16 protein-coding genes are annotated in these 17,412 nt (G+C 44.1%); 7 read left to right on the top strand and 9 right to left on the bottom strand.

What is annotated here, in order from left to right:
- Positions 1 to 113: 113 nt before the first annotated feature.
- Together ACQY1Y_RS22520 and ACQY1Y_RS22515 are read right to left on the bottom strand one after the other, a co-directional pair.
- Positions 114 to 1,448: an MlaD family protein gene (locus tag ACQY1Y_RS22520; protein WP_016514373.1), complete on the bottom strand. Its 1,335-nt coding sequence runs from the start codon at positions 1,446 to 1,448 to the stop codon at positions 114 to 116.
- Positions 1,449 to 1,494: 46 nt separating this feature from the next.
- The gene (locus ACQY1Y_RS22515; RefSeq protein WP_002752097.1) at positions 1,495 to 2,277 is read right to left on the bottom strand and encodes an ABC transporter ATP-binding protein; all 783 of its coding nucleotides are present in this window, start codon (positions 2,275 to 2,277) and stop codon (positions 1,495 to 1,497) included.
- Between the two features lie 198 nt (positions 2,278 to 2,475).
- Between ACQY1Y_RS22515 and ACQY1Y_RS22510 the strand changes: the two genes are divergently transcribed.
- Positions 2,476 to 5,046 carry a TIGR03960 family B12-binding radical SAM protein gene (locus ACQY1Y_RS22510; protein ID WP_430013596.1) on the top strand — a complete coding sequence of 857 codons (2,571 nt, stop codon included), beginning with the start codon at positions 2,476 to 2,478 and terminating at the stop codon, positions 5,044 to 5,046.
- A gap of 220 nt (positions 5,047 to 5,266) precedes the next feature.
- Here ACQY1Y_RS22510 and ACQY1Y_RS22505 read toward each other — a convergent pair whose 3' ends face one another.
- From ACQY1Y_RS22505 to ACQY1Y_RS22495, 3 genes are all read right to left on the bottom strand, one after another.
- Positions 5,267 to 6,481: a type II secretion system F family protein gene (locus tag ACQY1Y_RS22505; protein WP_002738524.1), complete on the bottom strand. Its 1,215-nt coding sequence runs from the start codon at positions 6,479 to 6,481 to the stop codon at positions 5,267 to 5,269.
- A 141-nt stretch (positions 6,482 to 6,622) separates the two neighbouring features.
- Positions 6,623 to 7,729, bottom strand: a complete 1,107-nt coding sequence (locus tag ACQY1Y_RS22500) for a type IV pilus twitching motility protein PilT (RefSeq protein WP_123231223.1) — start codon at positions 7,727 to 7,729, stop codon at positions 6,623 to 6,625.
- 159 nt (positions 7,730 to 7,888) lie between these two features.
- Entirely contained in the window at positions 7,889 to 9,904 is a 2,016-nt protein-coding gene (locus ACQY1Y_RS22495) for a GspE/PulE family protein (protein ID WP_430013595.1), read from the bottom strand.
- Positions 9,905 to 10,144: 240 nt separating this feature from the next.
- On the opposite strand from ACQY1Y_RS22495, the gene grpE reads away from it, so the two are divergent.
- A complete protein-coding gene (gene grpE, locus ACQY1Y_RS22490) occupies positions 10,145 to 10,867 on the top strand; it encodes a nucleotide exchange factor GrpE (RefSeq protein WP_002742600.1) in 723 nt (240 codons plus the stop codon).
- Between the two features lie 94 nt (positions 10,868 to 10,961).
- Here the strand turns inward: grpE and ACQY1Y_RS22485 are convergent, their stop codons facing one another.
- Together ACQY1Y_RS22485 and ACQY1Y_RS22480 are read right to left on the bottom strand one after the other, a co-directional pair.
- Positions 10,962 to 11,603, bottom strand: coding sequence for an HAD-IA family hydrolase (locus ACQY1Y_RS22485; protein ID WP_430013594.1), 642 nt, complete (start codon positions 11,601 to 11,603; stop codon positions 10,962 to 10,964).
- A 90-nt stretch (positions 11,604 to 11,693) separates the two neighbouring features.
- Entirely contained in the window at positions 11,694 to 13,658 is a 1,965-nt protein-coding gene (locus ACQY1Y_RS22480; protein ID WP_430013593.1) for an amylo-alpha-1,6-glucosidase, read from the bottom strand.
- A 91-nt stretch (positions 13,659 to 13,749) separates the two neighbouring features.
- Here ACQY1Y_RS22480 and rpmH point away from each other — a divergent pair, with 91 nt between their 5' ends.
- The 5 genes from rpmH to ACQY1Y_RS22455 all read left to right on the top strand — a co-directional run bounded on the left by rpmH (position 13,750) and on the right by ACQY1Y_RS22455 (position 16,388).
- Complete coding sequence (rpmH, locus tag ACQY1Y_RS22475) at positions 13,750 to 13,887, top strand: 50S ribosomal protein L34 (RefSeq protein ID WP_002739276.1); 138 nt, start codon at positions 13,750 to 13,752, stop codon at positions 13,885 to 13,887.
- 26 nt (positions 13,888 to 13,913) lie between these two features.
- A complete protein-coding gene (gene rnpA, locus ACQY1Y_RS22470) occupies positions 13,914 to 14,276 on the top strand; it encodes a ribonuclease P protein component (RefSeq protein ID WP_130758085.1) in 363 nt (120 codons plus the stop codon).
- Complete coding sequence (locus ACQY1Y_RS22465) at positions 14,266 to 14,661, top strand: PH domain-containing protein (RefSeq protein ID WP_002763099.1); 396 nt, start codon at positions 14,266 to 14,268, stop codon at positions 14,659 to 14,661. The genes rnpA and ACQY1Y_RS22465 overlap by 11 nt, the downstream gene beginning before the upstream one ends.
- Before the next feature lie 84 nt (positions 14,662 to 14,745).
- Positions 14,746 to 15,894 carry a membrane protein insertase YidC gene (yidC, locus tag ACQY1Y_RS22460; RefSeq protein WP_002739053.1) on the top strand — a complete coding sequence of 383 codons (1,149 nt, stop codon included), beginning with the start codon at positions 14,746 to 14,748 and terminating at the stop codon, positions 15,892 to 15,894.
- Entirely contained in the window at positions 15,894 to 16,388 is a 495-nt protein-coding gene (locus tag ACQY1Y_RS22455; RefSeq protein ID WP_002739254.1) for a protein jag, read from the top strand. The genes yidC and ACQY1Y_RS22455 overlap by 1 nt, the downstream gene beginning before the upstream one ends.
- Positions 16,389 to 16,494: 106 nt before the next feature.
- Here the strand turns inward: ACQY1Y_RS22455 and ACQY1Y_RS22450 are convergent, their stop codons facing one another.
- Both ACQY1Y_RS22450 and ACQY1Y_RS22445 read right to left on the bottom strand, forming a co-directional pair.
- Positions 16,495 to 16,893 (bottom strand): hypothetical protein, encoded by a 399-nt coding sequence (locus ACQY1Y_RS22450; protein ID WP_287230906.1) that lies wholly within the window; start codon positions 16,891 to 16,893, stop codon positions 16,495 to 16,497.
- Positions 16,894 to 17,198: 305 nt separating this feature from the next.
- A complete protein-coding gene (locus tag ACQY1Y_RS22445) occupies positions 17,199 to 17,408 on the bottom strand; it encodes a hypothetical protein (protein ID WP_002752080.1) in 210 nt (69 codons plus the stop codon).
- Positions 17,409 to 17,412 lie beyond the last annotated feature (4 nt).

Genomic DNA, 17,412 nt, shown 5'->3' with positions numbered 1-17,412 from the left:
CAGTTATCATTTATTAGTTATCAGATGTGAGTTTTCAGTTATCAGTTATCAGATGTGAGTTTTCAGTTCACTGATTACTGTTCACTGCCAATCGCTTGAATTGTGCTGTTTTGTCATTTTTCACTCGTGGGGGGTTGTTGAACGATAAATTGGGGATAGAGTTGCATTTGCTTAGGATTTAAAGAAGGTCGAGAGATGGTCAAAACTTTTTGTTTAGCTAACTCTTGAGTCATGGTATCTAAAGTTTGAGCGATACGCAAATTATATTCTAACTGTTCCCCAGAAGAAAGCAGATTACTTAAGCCATCAATTAAACGTCTTAAATTCTCGCGAAATTGGGGATCACCGATTAACTCATCAATATCGGAGGTGATTTTTTGAGTATTTTCAAAAGTCACCCTAGCAGATTCGAGAGTTTTTTGCAGCACGACAATTGTAGCAGGATCGTTAATAGTTTTAGTAATTTCTCGTAAATTATTCGATGTTTCCACTGCATTATTCAAAATAGTCTCGACATTTTGCATGACTTGTTTAGTATCAATTTCATCTAAACCAGCATTCAACCTCAGGGCGGTATTATTGAGATTATTAGCGAGACTGCCAATACCTAAACTAGCTTGATTAATATTATCGAGAGTATTAACAATTTGTCCACGATTTTCGCTGAGAACAGCATTAAGATTAGCGACTAATTGGGAAGATTGTTGAAAAGTTCTGCTGATTTGACTGCGATTTTCCTGAACGGTATTATCTAAAGTATTGACAAAACGGGAGGCATTATTAGCCGTATTAGTCACCGAGCGACTGGTGGTAGCTAATTCCAAAGATAGACGAGAGATTTCTCTTTGGGCATTACGGATAGTCTGGGAGGTATCATCGGATAAACGGGCGATTTTTTGAGCTGCTATAGCGGTATTTTTGGTGACATCATTGAGATTACCCACAAATTCAGGACTGGTAAAAGTATCCACTAAACGACCAACACTAGACATTAATTGTGTTCCTGTTTTCCCCTGTAAACGGCTATTATTACAGAGAATTAACTGTTGATCACAGTCGGGACTAAGAGGGTCGAGATTTTTGGCCTCAGCACTTAAAGAAACTAAGGGAGTGATATCGATGGCTGCCTCCCCAATTAATCCGGAAAGATTGGTAGTAACAGTTACCTTCCTAGGCATAACTAAAGTAGCAGAAGCGATTTCGGCAATAACTTCCACTTGATTACTCCCCGGGATAAAACTCGTAATTCTTCCCACTCTCACCCCGCGAAAACGCACCGGCGCCCCGACTTGTAACCCTTCCACGTCGGCAAACTCGAAGATTAATTGATAGGTTCTTTGACCAAATCCTCCCCCGCGAACCCAGATAGCGAGCACCCCAAAGACCAATAATCCGCCTAGGGCAAACAAACCTAGTCTTCCTTCCCGTAAAGCTCGCGAACTCTGCATGATTTTTCTCTCATTCTCGATAGTTCTTAATTTAGCTTAATCTAGCTTAAACGATTGTCCTAATCGGTCCCTCAATGCTGGCGCTAAAAAATTGCCGAATCATGGGATGATCGGTACGATCGATATCTGCCACCACTCCCTGCCATTGCACTTTTCCCTGATAGAGAAATACTACTCGATCGGCGGTGCGTCGGATGGTACTTTGTTGGTGAGAAACCATCACATAGGTGTTCGCAGACCCTGATTTTTCATGGAGAGTCCGCACTAGATCCTCGATAATTGTAGAAGCTATTGGGTCTAATCCGGCGGTAGGTTCATCATACAGCAGTAATTCAGGATTATCAGCCGGATTATCGGGATTAGTGATAATAGCGCGGGCAAAAGCCACCCGTTTACGCATTCCCCCCGATAGTTCCGAAGGATAAAGGTCACTAATTCCCTGTAAACCGACCATTTCCAAGCTTTTTTCCACTAATTCCCTAATTCTGGCTTTTTTTAAGTTAGTTTGTTCGTAGAGATAAAAACCGACATTTTCCCCGACGGTGAGAGAATCAAACAGGGCCGTTTGTTGAAAAACTAAGGAAGTTCGCATCGCTTCTCGACCATCTTCTAGCAATCCCTGACGCAATTGGCCTTTAATACGAATTTCTCCCGCATTTATCCCCGTTAATCCCGCAATTAACCGTAAAACCGTTGATTTTCCCGTTCCCGACGGCCCGATAATTACCAGGGCCTCCCCTCGATAAATGGTTAAATCTAATCCGTCGAGAATAACATTATCCCCGAATCTTTTCGATACTCCTCTCAATTCAATTAACGGTTCTTTCATCGTCGCTTAATTATCTTATAACCTCTGGAATTTTAGGGAGATGGGGGAGTGGGAAGTATTTTCAGTGAACAGTAAACAGTAATCAGTGAACTGAACTCTGATAACTGATAACTGATAACTGATAACTGATAACTGACTCGATTCTGGCTGCTATAGTAGAAAAGCACCCATTGCTGACGATATCTGAGGTAGATTGCCGTGACTATTGCTTTAGACCAACTGCTCACCCCCGACATTTTTCGACCAGCGCGTTATTTGGGCAACGAGTTAGGTGCTAAACATAAAGAATGGGCAAGTGCGGTGGTTCGTTGGGTGTTAACCTATCCGGAAGTGTACGAAGTGGGGGCATCTAACCTCGGCCATATTATCCTCTACAATATCCTCAATGCACAACCTCGCCAACTCTGCGATCGCACTTATTTACCCGCACCGGATTTAGCCCAAAAACTCAAACAGACAAAAACCCCCCTATTTGCCCTAGAATCCCGTCGTTACCTCACCGATTTTGATATTCTCGGTTTTAGTCTTAGTTACGAGCTAGGAGCAACCAATATTTTAGAAATGCTCGACCTAGCGGCAATTCCCTTGACTTGGAGAGCAAGAGATGCGGGTAACTATCCGCTAATTTTTGCCGGGGGACAAACTGCCACCTCTAACCCCGAACCCTACGCCGACTTTTTTGATTTTATCGCCCTCGGTGATGGCGAAGAATTATTGCCAGAAATCGGGTTAATTTTAGAAGAGGGCAAACTAGCTAATCTAAGCAAAGAAGAACTATTACTAGATTTAGCCCAAATTCCGGGGGTATATGTGCCGCGTTTCTACGATGTCACCCCAATCGGTGCAGTTATCCCCAATCGTGACGATGTACCGCAAAGAATTTTACGCCGGGTAGCCACTCCTATCCCAGCCTATTCTATCGGTTTAGTTCCCTTCGTCGAAACAGTCCATGATCGCCTAGTGGTGGAAATTCGTCGCGGTTGCACTAGGGGATGTCGTTTTTGTCAACCGGGGATGTTAACCCGTCCTGCGCGGGATGTGCAACCGGAAGCAGTAATCGAATCGATTGAAAAAGGAATGCGAGCGACGGGATATAACGAATTTTCTCTATTATCTCTCAGTTGCTCCGATTATCTAGCTTTACCTGCCGTGGGTATGGAGATTAAAAACCGTCTCCAGAATGAGAATATATCTCTATCCTTACCCAGTCAAAGAGTCGATCGCTTTGACGAAAATATTGCTAACATAATTGGGGGCAATCGTCAATCGGGTTTAACCTTTGCACCGGAAGCGGGAACCCAACGAATGCGCGATGTGATTAACAAAGGGTTAACCAACGAAGAATTACTCAGAGGGATAAAAACTGCCGTCGAACAGGGTTGGGATAAGGTCAAACTCTATTTTATGATCGGTTTGCCAGGGGAAACCGATGTGGATGTGATTGGTATCGTGGAAACGGTGCGTTGGTTGCGTCGGGAATGTCGTTTACCGAAGCGGAAACCCCTGGATTTTACCCTAACTATCTCGAATTTTACCCCTAAACCCCATACCCCCTTCCAGTGGCATTCCGTCTCGACGGCCGAATTTATCCGCAAACAGGAGTTATTAAGACAGGAATTCCAAGGCATGAGAGGGGTAAAAGTCAATTATACCGATGTCCGCATCTCGGCTATGGAAGATTTTATCGGTCGCGGTGACAGAAGTTTAGGGAAAGTGGTGCTGCGCGCTTGGCAATTGGGAGCCGGGATGGATGCTTGGTGGGATAATACGGAAAAAGCCTATCAAGCATGGTCACAGGCGATCGAAGAATCCGGTTTAACCTGGAAATATCGTCAGGTAGAACAGGGAGAATGGAATATTTTTGCCGATACAGACAAAGATATTTTAGAGCGTCCTTTGCCCTGGGATCATCTGGATACCGGTATCGATAAAAAATGGCTAGAGGAGGACTTAAAACGCGCTCTAGACGCGGCAACGGTTCCCGATTGTTCTTTTGAGGGTTGTTCCCATTGTGGCGTTTGTAGCGTCGATTTTGGTCATAATATCGTCATTGAAGCGCCCCCGATTCCCGCTTTTGCCGGACATTTTCAACCCAATCAAGAACGCACCCAAAGAATTCGGGTTTGGTTTGGCAAAATTGGCGAAATGGCTCTAGTTAGCCACTTGGATCTGGTGCGTTTATTTGATCGCGTCGTCCGTCGGGCTGCTATTCCCATTTCCTTTACTGGTGGATTTCACCCCGGTCCGCGCATTTCGATCGCCAATGCTTTATCCTTGGGAGCAACCAGTAGCGGTGAGATTGTCGATTTTGAATTGACAAAAGTGATGGATTTAGAGACGTTTAAACAGCAGTTAACCGCACAATTACCCGCAGATTTGCCGGTTTATCAGGTGGAAGAAATTCCTTTAAATGCTCCTGCTGCCACCCGTGTGTTAGAAAAAGCCGAGTATTTGCTCACTTTTAATAGCGAGGGAATTGACTGCCAACAGTGGCAAAATTGGATCGAGGCAATTAAACAAGCAACGGTGATGGAACGGGAAAAAACCACCAAATCCGGCAAAAAAGTCACGATTAATCTGCGAGAACAATTATATGAATTAGAGTTAAAAACTGTTGACAAACAAGCCGTTTTGTGCTATGTGGGCAGTTGTCGCAATGATGGCACTTTACTACAGCCCGATCATATCGTCGAGATGTTAGAAAGGGTTTCTGGCCAAGAGATTTCGCTGCTTAATTTTCATCGTCAGCGCTTGATTTTAGGAGCTTAACCATCGTAAATTGTTCCCTTTATGCTCTAACCCCAGAAAGTCAGCTAATCTTGATCGACTAATTCCAAGGAATCATCAACCAAAGCTGGCCGGTAATTTTGAACAACCAAAAGTTTCCTAAGAGACAGATTCACCTAATCAAATAAAAGGAGATGAAAATTAAAATCTGGTTGATTTCAGGCTACCGGCAATAGTCACTGATAACTGATCACTGATAAACTTATTGCAAGGCGTCGAAGACTTTAAACATGGGTAGGTACATAGACACAAGAATAGTTCCCACCATCACCCCAATAGCAACCATCATCAAGGGTTCAATGATACTGGTTAAAGCTTTAACGGCCTGTTCCACCTCATCTTCGTAGAAATCCGCCACTTTCATCATCATTGTATCTAATTCTCCTGTTTCTTCACCAATACTAATCATTTGAATGGCCAAAGGTGGGAAAACATTGGCTTTTTGTAGGGACAAACTCATCATTCCCCCCTGCTGAATTTCCTTCTTAGCACTAGCGATCGTATTAGCAATTACCTGATTACCCACTGTATTAGAAACTATATCAAGGGAATTCAAAATCGGGACACCAGAACGCGTCAGAGTCCCAAAAACCCGGCAAAATCTAGCCACAGCCGATTTTTTATTCAAATCGCCAAAAAGGGGCATTTTAAGGAAAAACCAGTCAATTTGCAGACGACCTATCGGGGTTTTGTAATAGCGACGCAGCAAAAAAACCGTGGCGGCAATGGTGACAATCGGAATTAAAATCAACCAACTACGCATCACACCACTTAAAAAGAGCATAAATTGCGTTAAAGCTGGTAGTGGCACCTTCAAATCGGTGAAAATTTTGGCAAACACGGGAATTAAAAAGATGGTCATCCCGAAAAACACAATTATCGCCAAAATTCCCACCGCTACCGGATAGGTCATCGCTGATTTAATCTGGTTTTTCAAGCGGGCCATATCTTCCAAAAGTTTCGAGAGACGGAGCAGCACTTCATCGAGTACCCCCCCCGTCTCTCCAGCTTCGATCATACTGACATAAAGTTCATCAAAACATTCGGTATGTTTGGCCATCGCTTGCGATAACGGACTCCCTTGCTGTACGTCGGTGCTAATCGCTTGTAGTGCTTTTCTCATCTTGGGATTACTGGATTGATCCCCCAAAACTCCCAAACATCTCATAATCGGCACACCAGCATTAATCATTACCGAAAATTGACGGGAAAAAACCGCTTTATCTTTGATGGAAATCTTGGCAAATATCAACTCTAAACTAGAAAGATCGATCTCTCCTCCCGCTTTTTTGACTTTACCGACGGCGGCATATTTTGCCTTCAGTATCATTCGAGCATGATCGGGAGACATAGCTTCAACTTTCTCTTGGAAAACTTTTCCAGAGCTGCTTTTAACTTGTGCGACAAAAGTAGGCATAGGACAAATTAGTTATCAGTTATCAGTTATCAGTTTTTTAGCTGTTAGCTGTTAGCCATCAGGAGTCAGGAGATTATTTTTATTTATTGTCCCTGCTTCGGTACTCCCCAATCTCCTATGCCTTTTAAACAGTATTTATCATTAGAAACGGGCTTTAGTTTTGGCGTTAGCAACGGACCCAGCGACCAGACGTTGTAATTCATCGGGTTTACTACTTTTAGAAATTGCCTCTTCAAAGGATATAACACCGCTAACAACTAAATTAGCTAATCCCTGTTCCATAGTTTGCATTCCTAGCTTCATTCCCGTTTGAATTGCCGAGTAAACTTGGGGGGCTTTTCCTTCGCGAATTAGGTTAGCGATCGCTGGAGTTACCACCATGATTTCCTGTACCATTGCCCGGCCAAATTCCCCCGGTTTGGGATTTTTTTTCTTGACTAGGTTTTGACTAAAAACTGCTAGTAAAGAATTGGATAACATGGCGCGAATTTGTGCCTGTTGGTTAGCGGGGAAAACGTCAATAATCCGATCCACTGTTCCCGCTGCCGAGCTAGTGTGTAGGGTTCCGAAGACTAAGTGACCGGTTTCCGCCGCCGTAATTGCCAAACTAATTGTTTCTAAATCCCGCATTTCTCCCACAAGGATAATATCAGGGTCTTCTCGTAAAGCTGCTCTTAGTGCGTTAGCAAAACTCTTGGTATCTTCTCCTTTTTGTCGTTGGTGAAACAGGCTTTTTATATTAGGAAAAACGTATTCAATTGGGTCTTCTACAGTTAAAATATGTTCAGACCTAGTCCGATTAATTAAGTCTAAAATTGCCGCTAAAGTGGTAGTTTTACCTGAACCTGTTTGGCCAGTTACGAGAATTAATCCCCTCGGTCTTTCCGATAATTCTCGGATCACTTCTGGTAAATTTAATTGTTCAAAGTTAGGCATTTTAGAGGACAAAGCGCGTAAACAAGCTGCATAGGCTCCCCTTTCTTTATAAACATTGATCCTAAATCTTGCTAATCCTTTCACCCCGTAGGAACAGTCTAATTCCCAATTCTGCTCTAACTCTTTTCTTTGGGTATTATTGAGCATACTAAAAATCAATTTCTGACAATCTTGCGGGGTTAAAGATTCTTCATTAATCGGGGACAGTTTGCCACTAATGCGAAAATAGACCGGCGCCCCAGACTGAATGTGCATATCGGAACCGCCCATCTCGACCAATTGTTCCATTAAATCTTCGATCATTAATTCCATAAGTTAAACTCCATCTATAAGGTAAAATCAGTTAACAATAACCAGTAACTATTGAAAAGACATTGGGAAAGTGCTATTTAAGACTACTCACTTAATACTCCTTACTTAAAACTCAAATCTCATAACTGATAACTGATAACTGATAACTGAAAAACTGTCTTAATAACTAAATCGCGGTGTCATACAATAGGGACAATCGAGCCATTCTGGTTGTAGTTCGGCGCGACAACCACGACAGATTAAACCGCTTTTCCGTTTGGCTTTTAATTCCGCTTCTAGACCAGAATCGGTCAGTGTCACCCGTTCTACTTCTTCGAGGGTGGTGTAACCCTCGCGCACCAGATTTAAACTATAGGCTAGGAGTGTCACCATGCCCTCATCAACGGCCGCCTCCTTAATGCGATCGGTTGTCGCCCCTTGGTTAATTAACTGCTGTATTCGTTCACTATTCTGCATTACCTCATAGACACCGATGCGATCTTTGTAACCGCTGCCAGCACACTTAAGGCAGAGATTGCCCTGTTTTCGCGCTTGTTGAATTTCCTCCATAGTTAGGGTATTAGCCTTATAAAAAGTCACTTCCTGTTCATTGGCAGCGGAAAGACCAAAACGGGCTAATTCCTCTTGACTAGGGTGATAGGCGACCCGACACTGGGTACAGACGCGCCGCACGAGACGCTGGGCCAAGATTCCCAACAGAGAACCAGAAATCATGAACGGTTCAATCCCCATCTTATCAAGACGAACGATCGCACCTGCGGCATCGTTGGTGTGTAGGGTAGTTAAGACCAAGTGACCGGTTAAGGCGGCCTCGATCACCGTTTTAGCCGTTTCCCTATCCCTAGTTTCTCCCACCAGAATCACATCCGGGTCTTGTCGCAGGAATGCCCGCAGAATTGAGGCGAAATCCATGCCTTTTTCGCGAATTATCTGCACCTGGGTGATGCCTGGCAGAGAATATTCGATCGGGTCTTCGGCGGTATTAATATTAATTCCGGGGTGATTTCTTTCCGCTAACACCGAGTATAAAGTTGTGGATTTCCCTGAACCGGTGGGGCCTGTCACCAGCAACAGACCAAAGGGACGACTAGCCATGTCTCGGACGATTTGCAGAGTATTTCGATCGGTGATTAGTTTATCTAAACCCAACTGGGTAGCCGAGTTATCGAGAATCCTTAAACAGACTTTTTCCCCGTAGCGACTGGGCAGGGTATTAACCCGAAAATCTACTTTTCGTCCTTGATACATCCGCCGAATTTTACCATCCTGGGGAAGACGACGTTCGGAAATATCGAGATCGGCCATGATTTTAAACCGGGCTGTGACCGCCGGGGCGATTTTTTTCGGCAGTGGCTCAAAAGCTTGATGAAGAACTCCATCTTTGCGAAAGCGAATTTTCAGGAATTCTTCTTGGGGTTCGATGTGAATATCGGAGGATCCTTCCTGTAGAGCTTTAGCTATAATTTTATTGACAAGGTTGATGACGGGGGCTTGATTAGCATCCCCTTCTCCGAGATCATCGGCCACTTCATCGTTAGCAACACCAGAGGTCAAATCAAGACTGCCGACAATATCGGTCAGATCCGAGAGTTTTTCCAGTTCTTTTTCTTTTTGCAGTCGGGCTTTCTCCCGTTCTAGTTCCGATTGAGCCGAGTGGAATTTTTCCAGTAATCTTTCATAATCTTCCCCGGCAATCACCAAACGCTGTAAACCTAACTCCCTGGGGCGGAGGATACGATTTATATCGTCAGTAGCCGCGAGGTTGTCGGGATCGACCATGGCTATCAAAATCGCGGCTGGCTCTCCTTCGATTCGACGCAGGGGGATGAGACGATAGCGACGACAAAGATCGATCGGAATCAAAGAATCGATCAGCCTGGCTATTTCCAGTCCATCCACATCGCTCAATTCTGGGTCGAGCGATTCGACTCCGTAGAGAATTTTTAGTTCAAATAACTGGTTTTTCTTATACTGTCGCTGTAAATCCGGGGGCAAAGGCCGCCCGGTTAGTTTTTGCAATATTTCTACTAGCGATCGTCCCGATTTCCGCGTTTCTACCAGGGCCTGTTGCATTTGCTCGGCACCGATATAGCCCGACTGCACTAACTTGTTACCAAAAGGGGAAAAGTAATTGCGTAGGGCGACAGCACGGGTTTTCTTGGAAGAAAATGTCATAGACGATTCCTAACCTCTTCACTACCCTTTAATCTTCCCAATTTTACCGAGAAAACTGCATTCTAGCAAAAATTTTTCTAGATCACTGATTATCTATCGGGGCCGCTTATATCTAGTTACGGATCTTGTCCACAAAATGTTACATTAAGGGTTAAACCTTGATTATTAGCTGGTACTTAAAGACCAAAATCAGCATTAAATGGTCATATATTGCCAAATTCCCCACTAAAATCCTATACCATGAGTGCAGAACCAAATACCTCGGCAATTTTCGACGAAAACCAAGAATCCTCTTCTAATTCCCCTGAATCTCCTACAAACGAATCAGAAGCCAGTGTCACCGATGAAGCCAAAACGGTGACGGACAAGGCCGCCTCTAGCGAGGAATTTTCCTTTCTAGGTGGAATGACTATCGATACTCTACAAGAGGAAATTGATACTCTCAAACAGCAGTTAGAGGAACAAACCCAACAGGTTGATGCCTATAAGAAACGCTATATCACTCTAGCAGCCGAGTTCGACAATTTTCGCAAACGCACGGCCAAGGAAAAAGAGGAACTGGAAACAAAAATCAAGGGCAAAACCCTGATGGAAATTCTTGGTGTGGTGGATAATTTTGAGCGCGCTCGTACTCAAATTAAACCAGCTAACGATGGCGAGATGGGTATTCACAAGAGTTACCAAGGGGTCTATAAAACCTTAGTGGACAGTCTCAAGCGTTTGGGCGTTTCCCCCATGCGTCCGGAAGGTCAACCCTTTGATCCTAGCTACCACGAAGCGATGATGCGGGAGTACACCGATGAACATCCCGAAGGCACGGTAGTCGAGCAGCTAGTGCGAGGATACACTCTCGGAGAAGATGTTTTGCGTCATGCTTTGGTAAAAGTGGCCGCCCCCAAAGAGACAGATCCTAACGCTGATCAGTCCGAATCTACTTCCATTCCATCCCAGGAATCCCTCTAACACCTCCACATCAAAAAGTGTTCAGATATTTTGGTTTTGGGGATATGTTTTTCCTCCCTATCCCCTCTTCCCACTGAAAGACTTTTTCTCGCTTTTATCTTTTAATTAAAAACGCTTCTATACCCAAGGCTTTTGCCCCTTGATAGTCCTCTTTTTTACCATCGCCAATATGCCAAGCTTGTGCGGGGGGACAATCATGTTTTTGCAGGGCAATTTGAAAAATTTCCCGATCGGGTTTAGCTGCTCCTGTCTGGGAAGAAATCGTGATCGATCGAAAAAAATATTCTAAGCCTAATTCGGCCAAAACTTGGTAGATACGACTATCAAAATTAGAAATAATGCCCAACTCGATCCCCTGAATCTGCCAGAGTCTTAAAGCGGGAATGACATCCTCGTACAGCACCCAAGGCTCGGCCGTGGCAAAATGATGATAAAGTTCGCCAAAAAAAGCCTCAAAATCGGGAAATCTTTCCAGATAACCTAAATTATTAAAAACTGCCCCAGTCAGCGATCGCCACCAGCGATACTCTAACTCAGGAATTTGTGCCAGTTCAACGTCAGGAAAAGCTAGGGGGGGAGAAGTGGGGAAAATAGCCAAGAAAGACTGTTCTAGACTCTCGGCCGCCACCTCTACCCCAAAATCCGCCGCTATTTGACTATAAATTCCTCCGACACTGCCTTTTACCCCAAAAAGGGTTCCCACAGCATCGAGAAAAATAACTTGCGGTTTCTGCATAAGAGTTTTGTCTTTAACGGTCTAACTGAGGTTTTTAGGGTCGGTCTTTTGGGGGGTTTAACACACCTAACCATTGCTTATTTTAAAGGATTATGGCCCAAATTCTTGGATCCCTTGCCAAACCCTTAATACCTCTGCCACCGTCCATGCTTGGGCAAAAGCACCCCTAGGAGTAAAAGGAGCATTACCATCGAAAATTTCACTTAAATTACCGATACAGCTATCCCGAAGATGGTCAATCATCGGTGTTAAAAAACTCTGGGCTAGGATGGGATCGCGATAGACTTTTAGATGGGCTTCGATAAATGCCCCTAATAACCATCCCCAGACTGTCCCCTGATGGTAGGCACTATCTCTTTTTAAGCGATCCCCACTGTAAACGCCACGGTAATCAGGATGATCCACATCTAGCGATCGCAAACCGCGAGAAGTCAAAAGTTTTAAAGCACAAATATCGAGAATGGCCTTTTTCTGTGGGGAATTTAATAACTCCTCCACCGACAAAGACAGGGCAAAAAGTTGATTCGGTCGTAAACTGGCATCATTACCCTTGTCCGTATCTAAAACATCGTAACAGTACCCTAGAGAATCGTCCCAGAAGCGAGAAAACCCTTTTAAGGTCATTTCTCTCATTTTTTCGTAATCAGTGGCATCCATGCCCAAATAATGGGCAAATTGAACCATAATTTTTAGGGCATTGAACCAAAGGGCATTAATTTCTACGGGTTTGCCGATGCGGGGAGTAATCACCAGATCATCAACTTTGGCATCCATCCAAGTTAACTGTACTCCCGTTTCGCCGGCATAGATCAAACCATCGTCATCTAGGTGAATATTGTAGCGAGTACCGCGACGAAACCAAGCGATCACTTCCGTTAAAGCGGGATAAATAGTTTTGAGAAACTCAAAATCTTGGCTTTGGTTAAAATAGGAACGAATGGCTTCAAAATACCAAAGAATAGCATCGACAGCGTTATATTCGGGCATTTCTCCGCCATCGGGCAGTAAATTGGGCAATAAACCCCGGTCTAGATAACGGGAAAAAGTTAGTAAAATCTGACGGGCGATCGCATATCTGCCTGTAGTCAAAGTTAATCCTCTTAGGGAGATCATCGTATCGCGACCCCAATCACCAAACCAAGGATAACCCGCGATTATCGTTTTGCCGTCCGGTTGATCCCGGAGAGGACGACTAACGATAAACTGGTCGGCAGCGAGGGTAAGTTGTTGAATCCATGGCGGCTGCTGGGGATTAATCAGACTATTTTCGTAGCGATAGCGAGACTCTAGAGAAGATTGACCGTCTAAATTCGGATCGGGACGGGTACTAGCGGCAATTGTCACCGATTCTCCCACTTTAAGAGTAGCCGAAAAACTGGCGGCATGGAGATGATTTTCCCGATCGATTAAACCACGATAACGTTCCACGGCCAAATCAAAGCGATAATACCAGATATGAGCGGGAAAAACCTCTCCCTGACTGATTAATAGATAAAAAGGTACAGCATTGTCATAGGCAATCACTCTTACTCCTTTTTCTAGGGGACTAATAGCCATTTGCCAGTTAAAACCCTGGGTATTGCCGTGAAAATCACGATAATTGACAAAAGCAGTCAGATTCAGGGTTAAAGGAGAATTGCCGCGAAGGTAGGTATAGCGGGTATAGGTGGTATTTTCTCCCTGTTCCATCCAGATACGCTTTTCTAGTAAGGCATCCCCACAGATAAAAGTCCAGACGGGAATTGTCCCTTCCAGATGAAAACTTTCGATATTAATATAGCCTTGCGGTTCGATCGTAGCACCTAACCAGCGATTGCTGGCCAGATGATAGAGTTTCTGGTTATATTGTACCGATTCATCGATTTTAGTCACTAGAAGTGTTCTTTTCGTCGGTGGAGCCAAAGCAGCGATCAACAGGCCATGATAACAGCGCGTTAGCAATCCGGCCACAGTTCCCGAGGCAAAACCCCCAATACCATTAGTGACTAACCATTCGCGCTTTTCAGCCACCGGGAGACAATTACAGATATCCCGACCAAAACGGAGCTTGACCATAGGCTTCCAAATTCCTAGGAATTTTGTTATAATCAAAAATTGTGTCTTTAATATCTATAGACTAACTCTATCTTAAGGAGAAAAATCAGCAGTGAGTAAACGTACTTTAGAAGGAACCACGCGCAAACAGAAGCGCACTTCCGGATTTAGAGCGAGAATGCGTAGCGTCAACGGACGTAAAGTGATTAAAGCTCGTCGGAAAAGAGGACGCTATCGTTTAAGTGTTTAGGTTATTCTGGGAACCGACTAATTTTCGTGGGATTACCCCAAGTTCATCGCTTAAAACATCGACAGGATTTTCAAGCTGTCTATGGAACAGGGAAGCGTTATCACGGTTCCCACTTAACCTTAATTAGTTTAGAGGATTCTGGCCCGGATAAGGCTCTTCCCAGTCGTTTTGGCATCTCGATTAGCAAGAAAGTTAGTAAAAAAGCGGTGGTTCGTAATCGACTAAAAAGGCAAATAAGAGCGGTAATTCGGCAGTTATTGCCAGAAATAGCGACAGGATGGCGAGGAATAATCATTATCCGTCCCGGGGCGATCGAGTGCAATTATGAACATTTTTTGCGAGAATTAAAGCAGTTGTTAGTGAAGGCCAATATAATTCATGGGCATTAAAGAAGAAACTTTTTATGAAGGCGGTCCGCACATCGGCGACCTAATCATCAATATACTGCTAGGATTTACAGTGATTTGTTTACCTTTAACCGTTGGGGCAGTGGTGCGGGCAATCTGGTTAAGATATAAGATAACCGATCGGCGGATTTCAATCACTGGGGGTTGGATGGGACGCGATCGCACAGATATTATCTATTCAGAAGTGGCAAAAGTGGCAAAAATGCCGAGAGGAATTGGTATTTGGGGAGACATTGTCGTAACTCTCAAGGATAGAAGTCGTTTAGAAATGCGCGCGATGCCGAAATTCCGGGAAATTCATGACTACATTGCCGAAAGAGTCGCCGATAAAACCGGTCGTCCCCTAGAATCGATCATCAGTCAATAAAACAAAATAATCGATCACCGCGATTCGATAAATTAGATTTGTCAAAGTGAACCCCCATTAAACGAGAAGGCATAGATTAAAGCCATGGATTTTGGAGTCGGATTTATTTCCACAAATATCATGTTGCCAATCCTAGATTTTTTCTTTCGGATTGTGCATAGTTACGGTTTCGCCATCATTGCTTTAACGCTGGTGGTCAGATTTGCCGTCTTTCCCCTAAGCGCCGGCCAGATTCGCAATATGAGAAAAATGCGAATCACTCAACCCTTAATGAAGGAAAGACAAGCAGAAATTCAACAACGTTACAAAAACGACCCCCAAAAACAACAGGAGGAAATGGGCAAATTAATGCAGGAGTTGGGCAATCCCTTGGCCGGTTGTTTACCCCTGTTATTACAAATGCCGATTCTTTTGGCTTTATTTGCGACGCTGCGGGGTTCCCCCTTCTCGGATATTAACTACACCGTCGATTTACAGGTGTTACCGAGCGAACAAATCGCCCTCGTCCAGCGCCAACCCTATGGCACCAAACCCCAAAACGTTTATATTGACGAGTCTCTCCACTATCCCATCACCGCTTTTTTACCCCAAGGCAATAAAATCGCCCCGGGAGAACAGGTAAAAATCGACCTGCAAAACGACCAGGGCAAGTCTTTAAGCCAATTAGCCACGGAAGCACCCGAAAATAACCTAAAACCCACCTACGAGGTGGTTAAAGGTCAAGAACTGGTGCAAGTTAATGAAGACGGTTCTATCGTCGCTTTAGCCCCCGGAGATGCCAGTATTAAAGTTATCGTGCCGGGGATTGCCGCTAATACGGGTTTTCTCTTTATTGAGGCCCTGGGAAGAATTGGGGCAACCGGTGCCAATGGTGAAATTCACTGGGATATCTTGGCGATGGTGATCGCTTTCGGTATTAGTATCTATGTTAACCAAGAGTTATCCGGCGCCGGCGCTCCTTCGGGGGGAGCAGCCCAACAACAGCAAACGGTGAATAAAATCACCCCGATAATTTTTAGTATGATGTTCCTGTTTTTCCCCTTACCGGCGGGGGTATTGATGTATATCCTAACTGCGAACATCTTCCAAACTATTCAAACGGTAATTTTGATGCGGGAACCTTTACCGGAAAACCTGCAAAAATTGGTAGCGGAACAGGAAAAAACCGAAAAATCCCGCGATGCTCTCCCCTTTGAAAAACGTTCTAGCAAGAAAAAGGAAAAAACATCGTAATGAGTATATGGGAGCAAAATAGCGAGAAAGCTAAACAATGGCTGGAAAAACTGCTAAAGTTGATGGCCATGCCCACAGATGTCCAGATTGGTGTGCAGGAATTGGGAACTGGACCTTCCTCCTGTTGGTTAATTATTGATAGCAGTCAATTGAGTCCCCAACAAGTGGAACTCCTCCTCGCTAACAAGGGTGAGGGACTGGATGCGATTCAATCCCTAGCTAATACGATTCTGAATATTGGTGTCGAGTCGGCAGAACATCAGTTCTATATTGTCGAAATCAATGGCTATCGTCAACAAAGACAGTCAGAACTTTTCGACTGGGTTAATCAAGCGGCGACGCAAGTGCGGCAAACAGGACAGGAAATAGAATTAAAAGCCCTATCTTCGGCGGAACGTCGCCAAATCCATGCCTTTTTTCAGGAAGAAAACGATTTAACCACGGAAAGTCGCGGCGTGGAACCCGATCGCCGGTTAGTAATTCGTTTAAAATAAGACCAAAGGGTGGGGTAAAACCTGCCCTCTTTTTTATTTTAGGCTTTAGCCTTCTTGCTCACTCTAAAATTGAGTTGAGAATTACCACAGCCAGGGAGATATAAAATTAGAAAATCCGACCACCTCGACGGTTGGGAGCTAAACCACGATTACTGGGTGTAAAGCAGTAGGCATCGCGATTGATTCGTCGAATATTCTCTTGTAAAAATCGATCACAATTGCCCTCTGGAACGATAATTGTTTGATAGAGCGATTTTCCCGATAGATTACTATAGTAAGGAATCCAAAGAATACCCAGATTTTGAAATCCATATTTGAAGTGTAGTTCTTCCCCGCGTTTCTTTGCTTCGTATTCGGTCTTCCAAGCTGACTCGGCAATTACTCGCAGACCTTCAAAATCGGCACTGTGCCAGTCAAGACGTGGAGCAGCGAAAACCTCACCGAAAAATGTACCCGAAAATGCCATGCACATCATCAATAAAGTGATTTCTTTTCTGATATTCACGAAAAATTGATAACTGAAATATTTTTTATTTTAACCTCAGTTCGAGATAAGCCGAAACCCTAATTTTACCGTAGCCAGTCAGTCCTATTCTTTCCTGAAAGTCATGGTAAAATCTGCCTAACCCGAACTGACGTTATTTTAGCCAGATATCTCCTTTCTCTTCTGTCTTTTCGCCTGTTTTTGCTCTCAAAGCTCTGGCAGCCAAAATTTTGTCATCGATTGACGTTGTTAATAGTGGGATTAACTCCCCATTCAACTTTAAAAACACCCCACACCCACGCAAAACTTTTTGCCGCAAACCCTAGTTAATAACTTAACTTCAGAGCATTTACTGGTACATCATCCCAGGATTCTACGGTTCTTAAAACTGCTACCCATCCCGCTTGTTTTTGTTCGTCCGTAAGATTGGTTAACCAACTTTGATGACAATCTTTTGCCGCTTGTTCGTCTTGACAGGCAATACAAGCTTGTACTAAACCACAGGGATCAATCTGTTCATTTACCCAAATAATCATAGTT

It is taken from the genome of Microcystis ichthyoblabe FBCC-A1114, assembly GCF_050500245.1.
GTDB classification, from domain to species: domain Bacteria; phylum Cyanobacteriota; class Cyanobacteriia; order Cyanobacteriales; family Microcystaceae; genus Microcystis; species Microcystis ichthyoblabe_A.
The sequence above is the reverse complement of the archived record's forward strand: the minus strand, read 5'-3'. Positions and strand labels throughout refer to the sequence as shown.

Bases quoted from the DNA above. Each gene is read 5' to 3' on its own strand.
- ACQY1Y_RS22495 (WP_430013595.1), bottom strand. From the start codon at position 9,904: ATGACATTTTCTTCCAAGAAAACCCGTGCTGTCGCCCTACGCAATTAC.
- yidC (WP_002739053.1), top strand. From the start codon at position 14,746: ATGGATTTTGGAGTCGGATTTATTTCCACAAATATCATGTTGCCAATC.
- ACQY1Y_RS22500 (WP_123231223.1), bottom strand. From the start codon at position 7,729: ATGGAATTAATGATCGAAGATTTAATGGAACAATTGGTCGAGATGGGC.
- ACQY1Y_RS22485 (WP_430013594.1), bottom strand. From the start codon at position 11,603: ATGCAGAAACCGCAAGTTATTTTTCTCGATGCTGTGGGAACCCTTTTT.
- ACQY1Y_RS22505 (WP_002738524.1), bottom strand. From the start codon at position 6,481: ATGCCTACTTTTGTCGCACAAGTTAAAAGCAGCTCTGGAAAAGTTTTC.
- grpE (WP_002742600.1), top strand. From the start codon at position 10,145: ATGAGTGCAGAACCAAATACCTCGGCAATTTTCGACGAAAACCAAGAA.
- ACQY1Y_RS22465 (WP_002763099.1), top strand. From the start codon at position 14,266: ATGGGCATTAAAGAAGAAACTTTTTATGAAGGCGGTCCGCACATCGGC.
- ACQY1Y_RS22515 (WP_002752097.1), bottom strand. From the start codon at position 2,277: ATGAAAGAACCGTTAATTGAATTGAGAGGAGTATCGAAAAGATTCGGG.
- ACQY1Y_RS22520 (WP_016514373.1), bottom strand. From the start codon at position 1,448: ATGCAGAGTTCGCGAGCTTTACGGGAAGGAAGACTAGGTTTGTTTGCC.
- ACQY1Y_RS22480 (WP_430013593.1), bottom strand. From the start codon at position 13,658: ATGGTCAAGCTCCGTTTTGGTCGGGATATCTGTAATTGTCTCCCGGTG.
- ACQY1Y_RS22455 (WP_002739254.1), top strand. From the start codon at position 15,894: ATGAGTATATGGGAGCAAAATAGCGAGAAAGCTAAACAATGGCTGGAA.
- ACQY1Y_RS22445 (WP_002752080.1), bottom strand. From the start codon at position 17,408: ATGATTATTTGGGTAAATGAACAGATTGATCCCTGTGGTTTAGTACAA.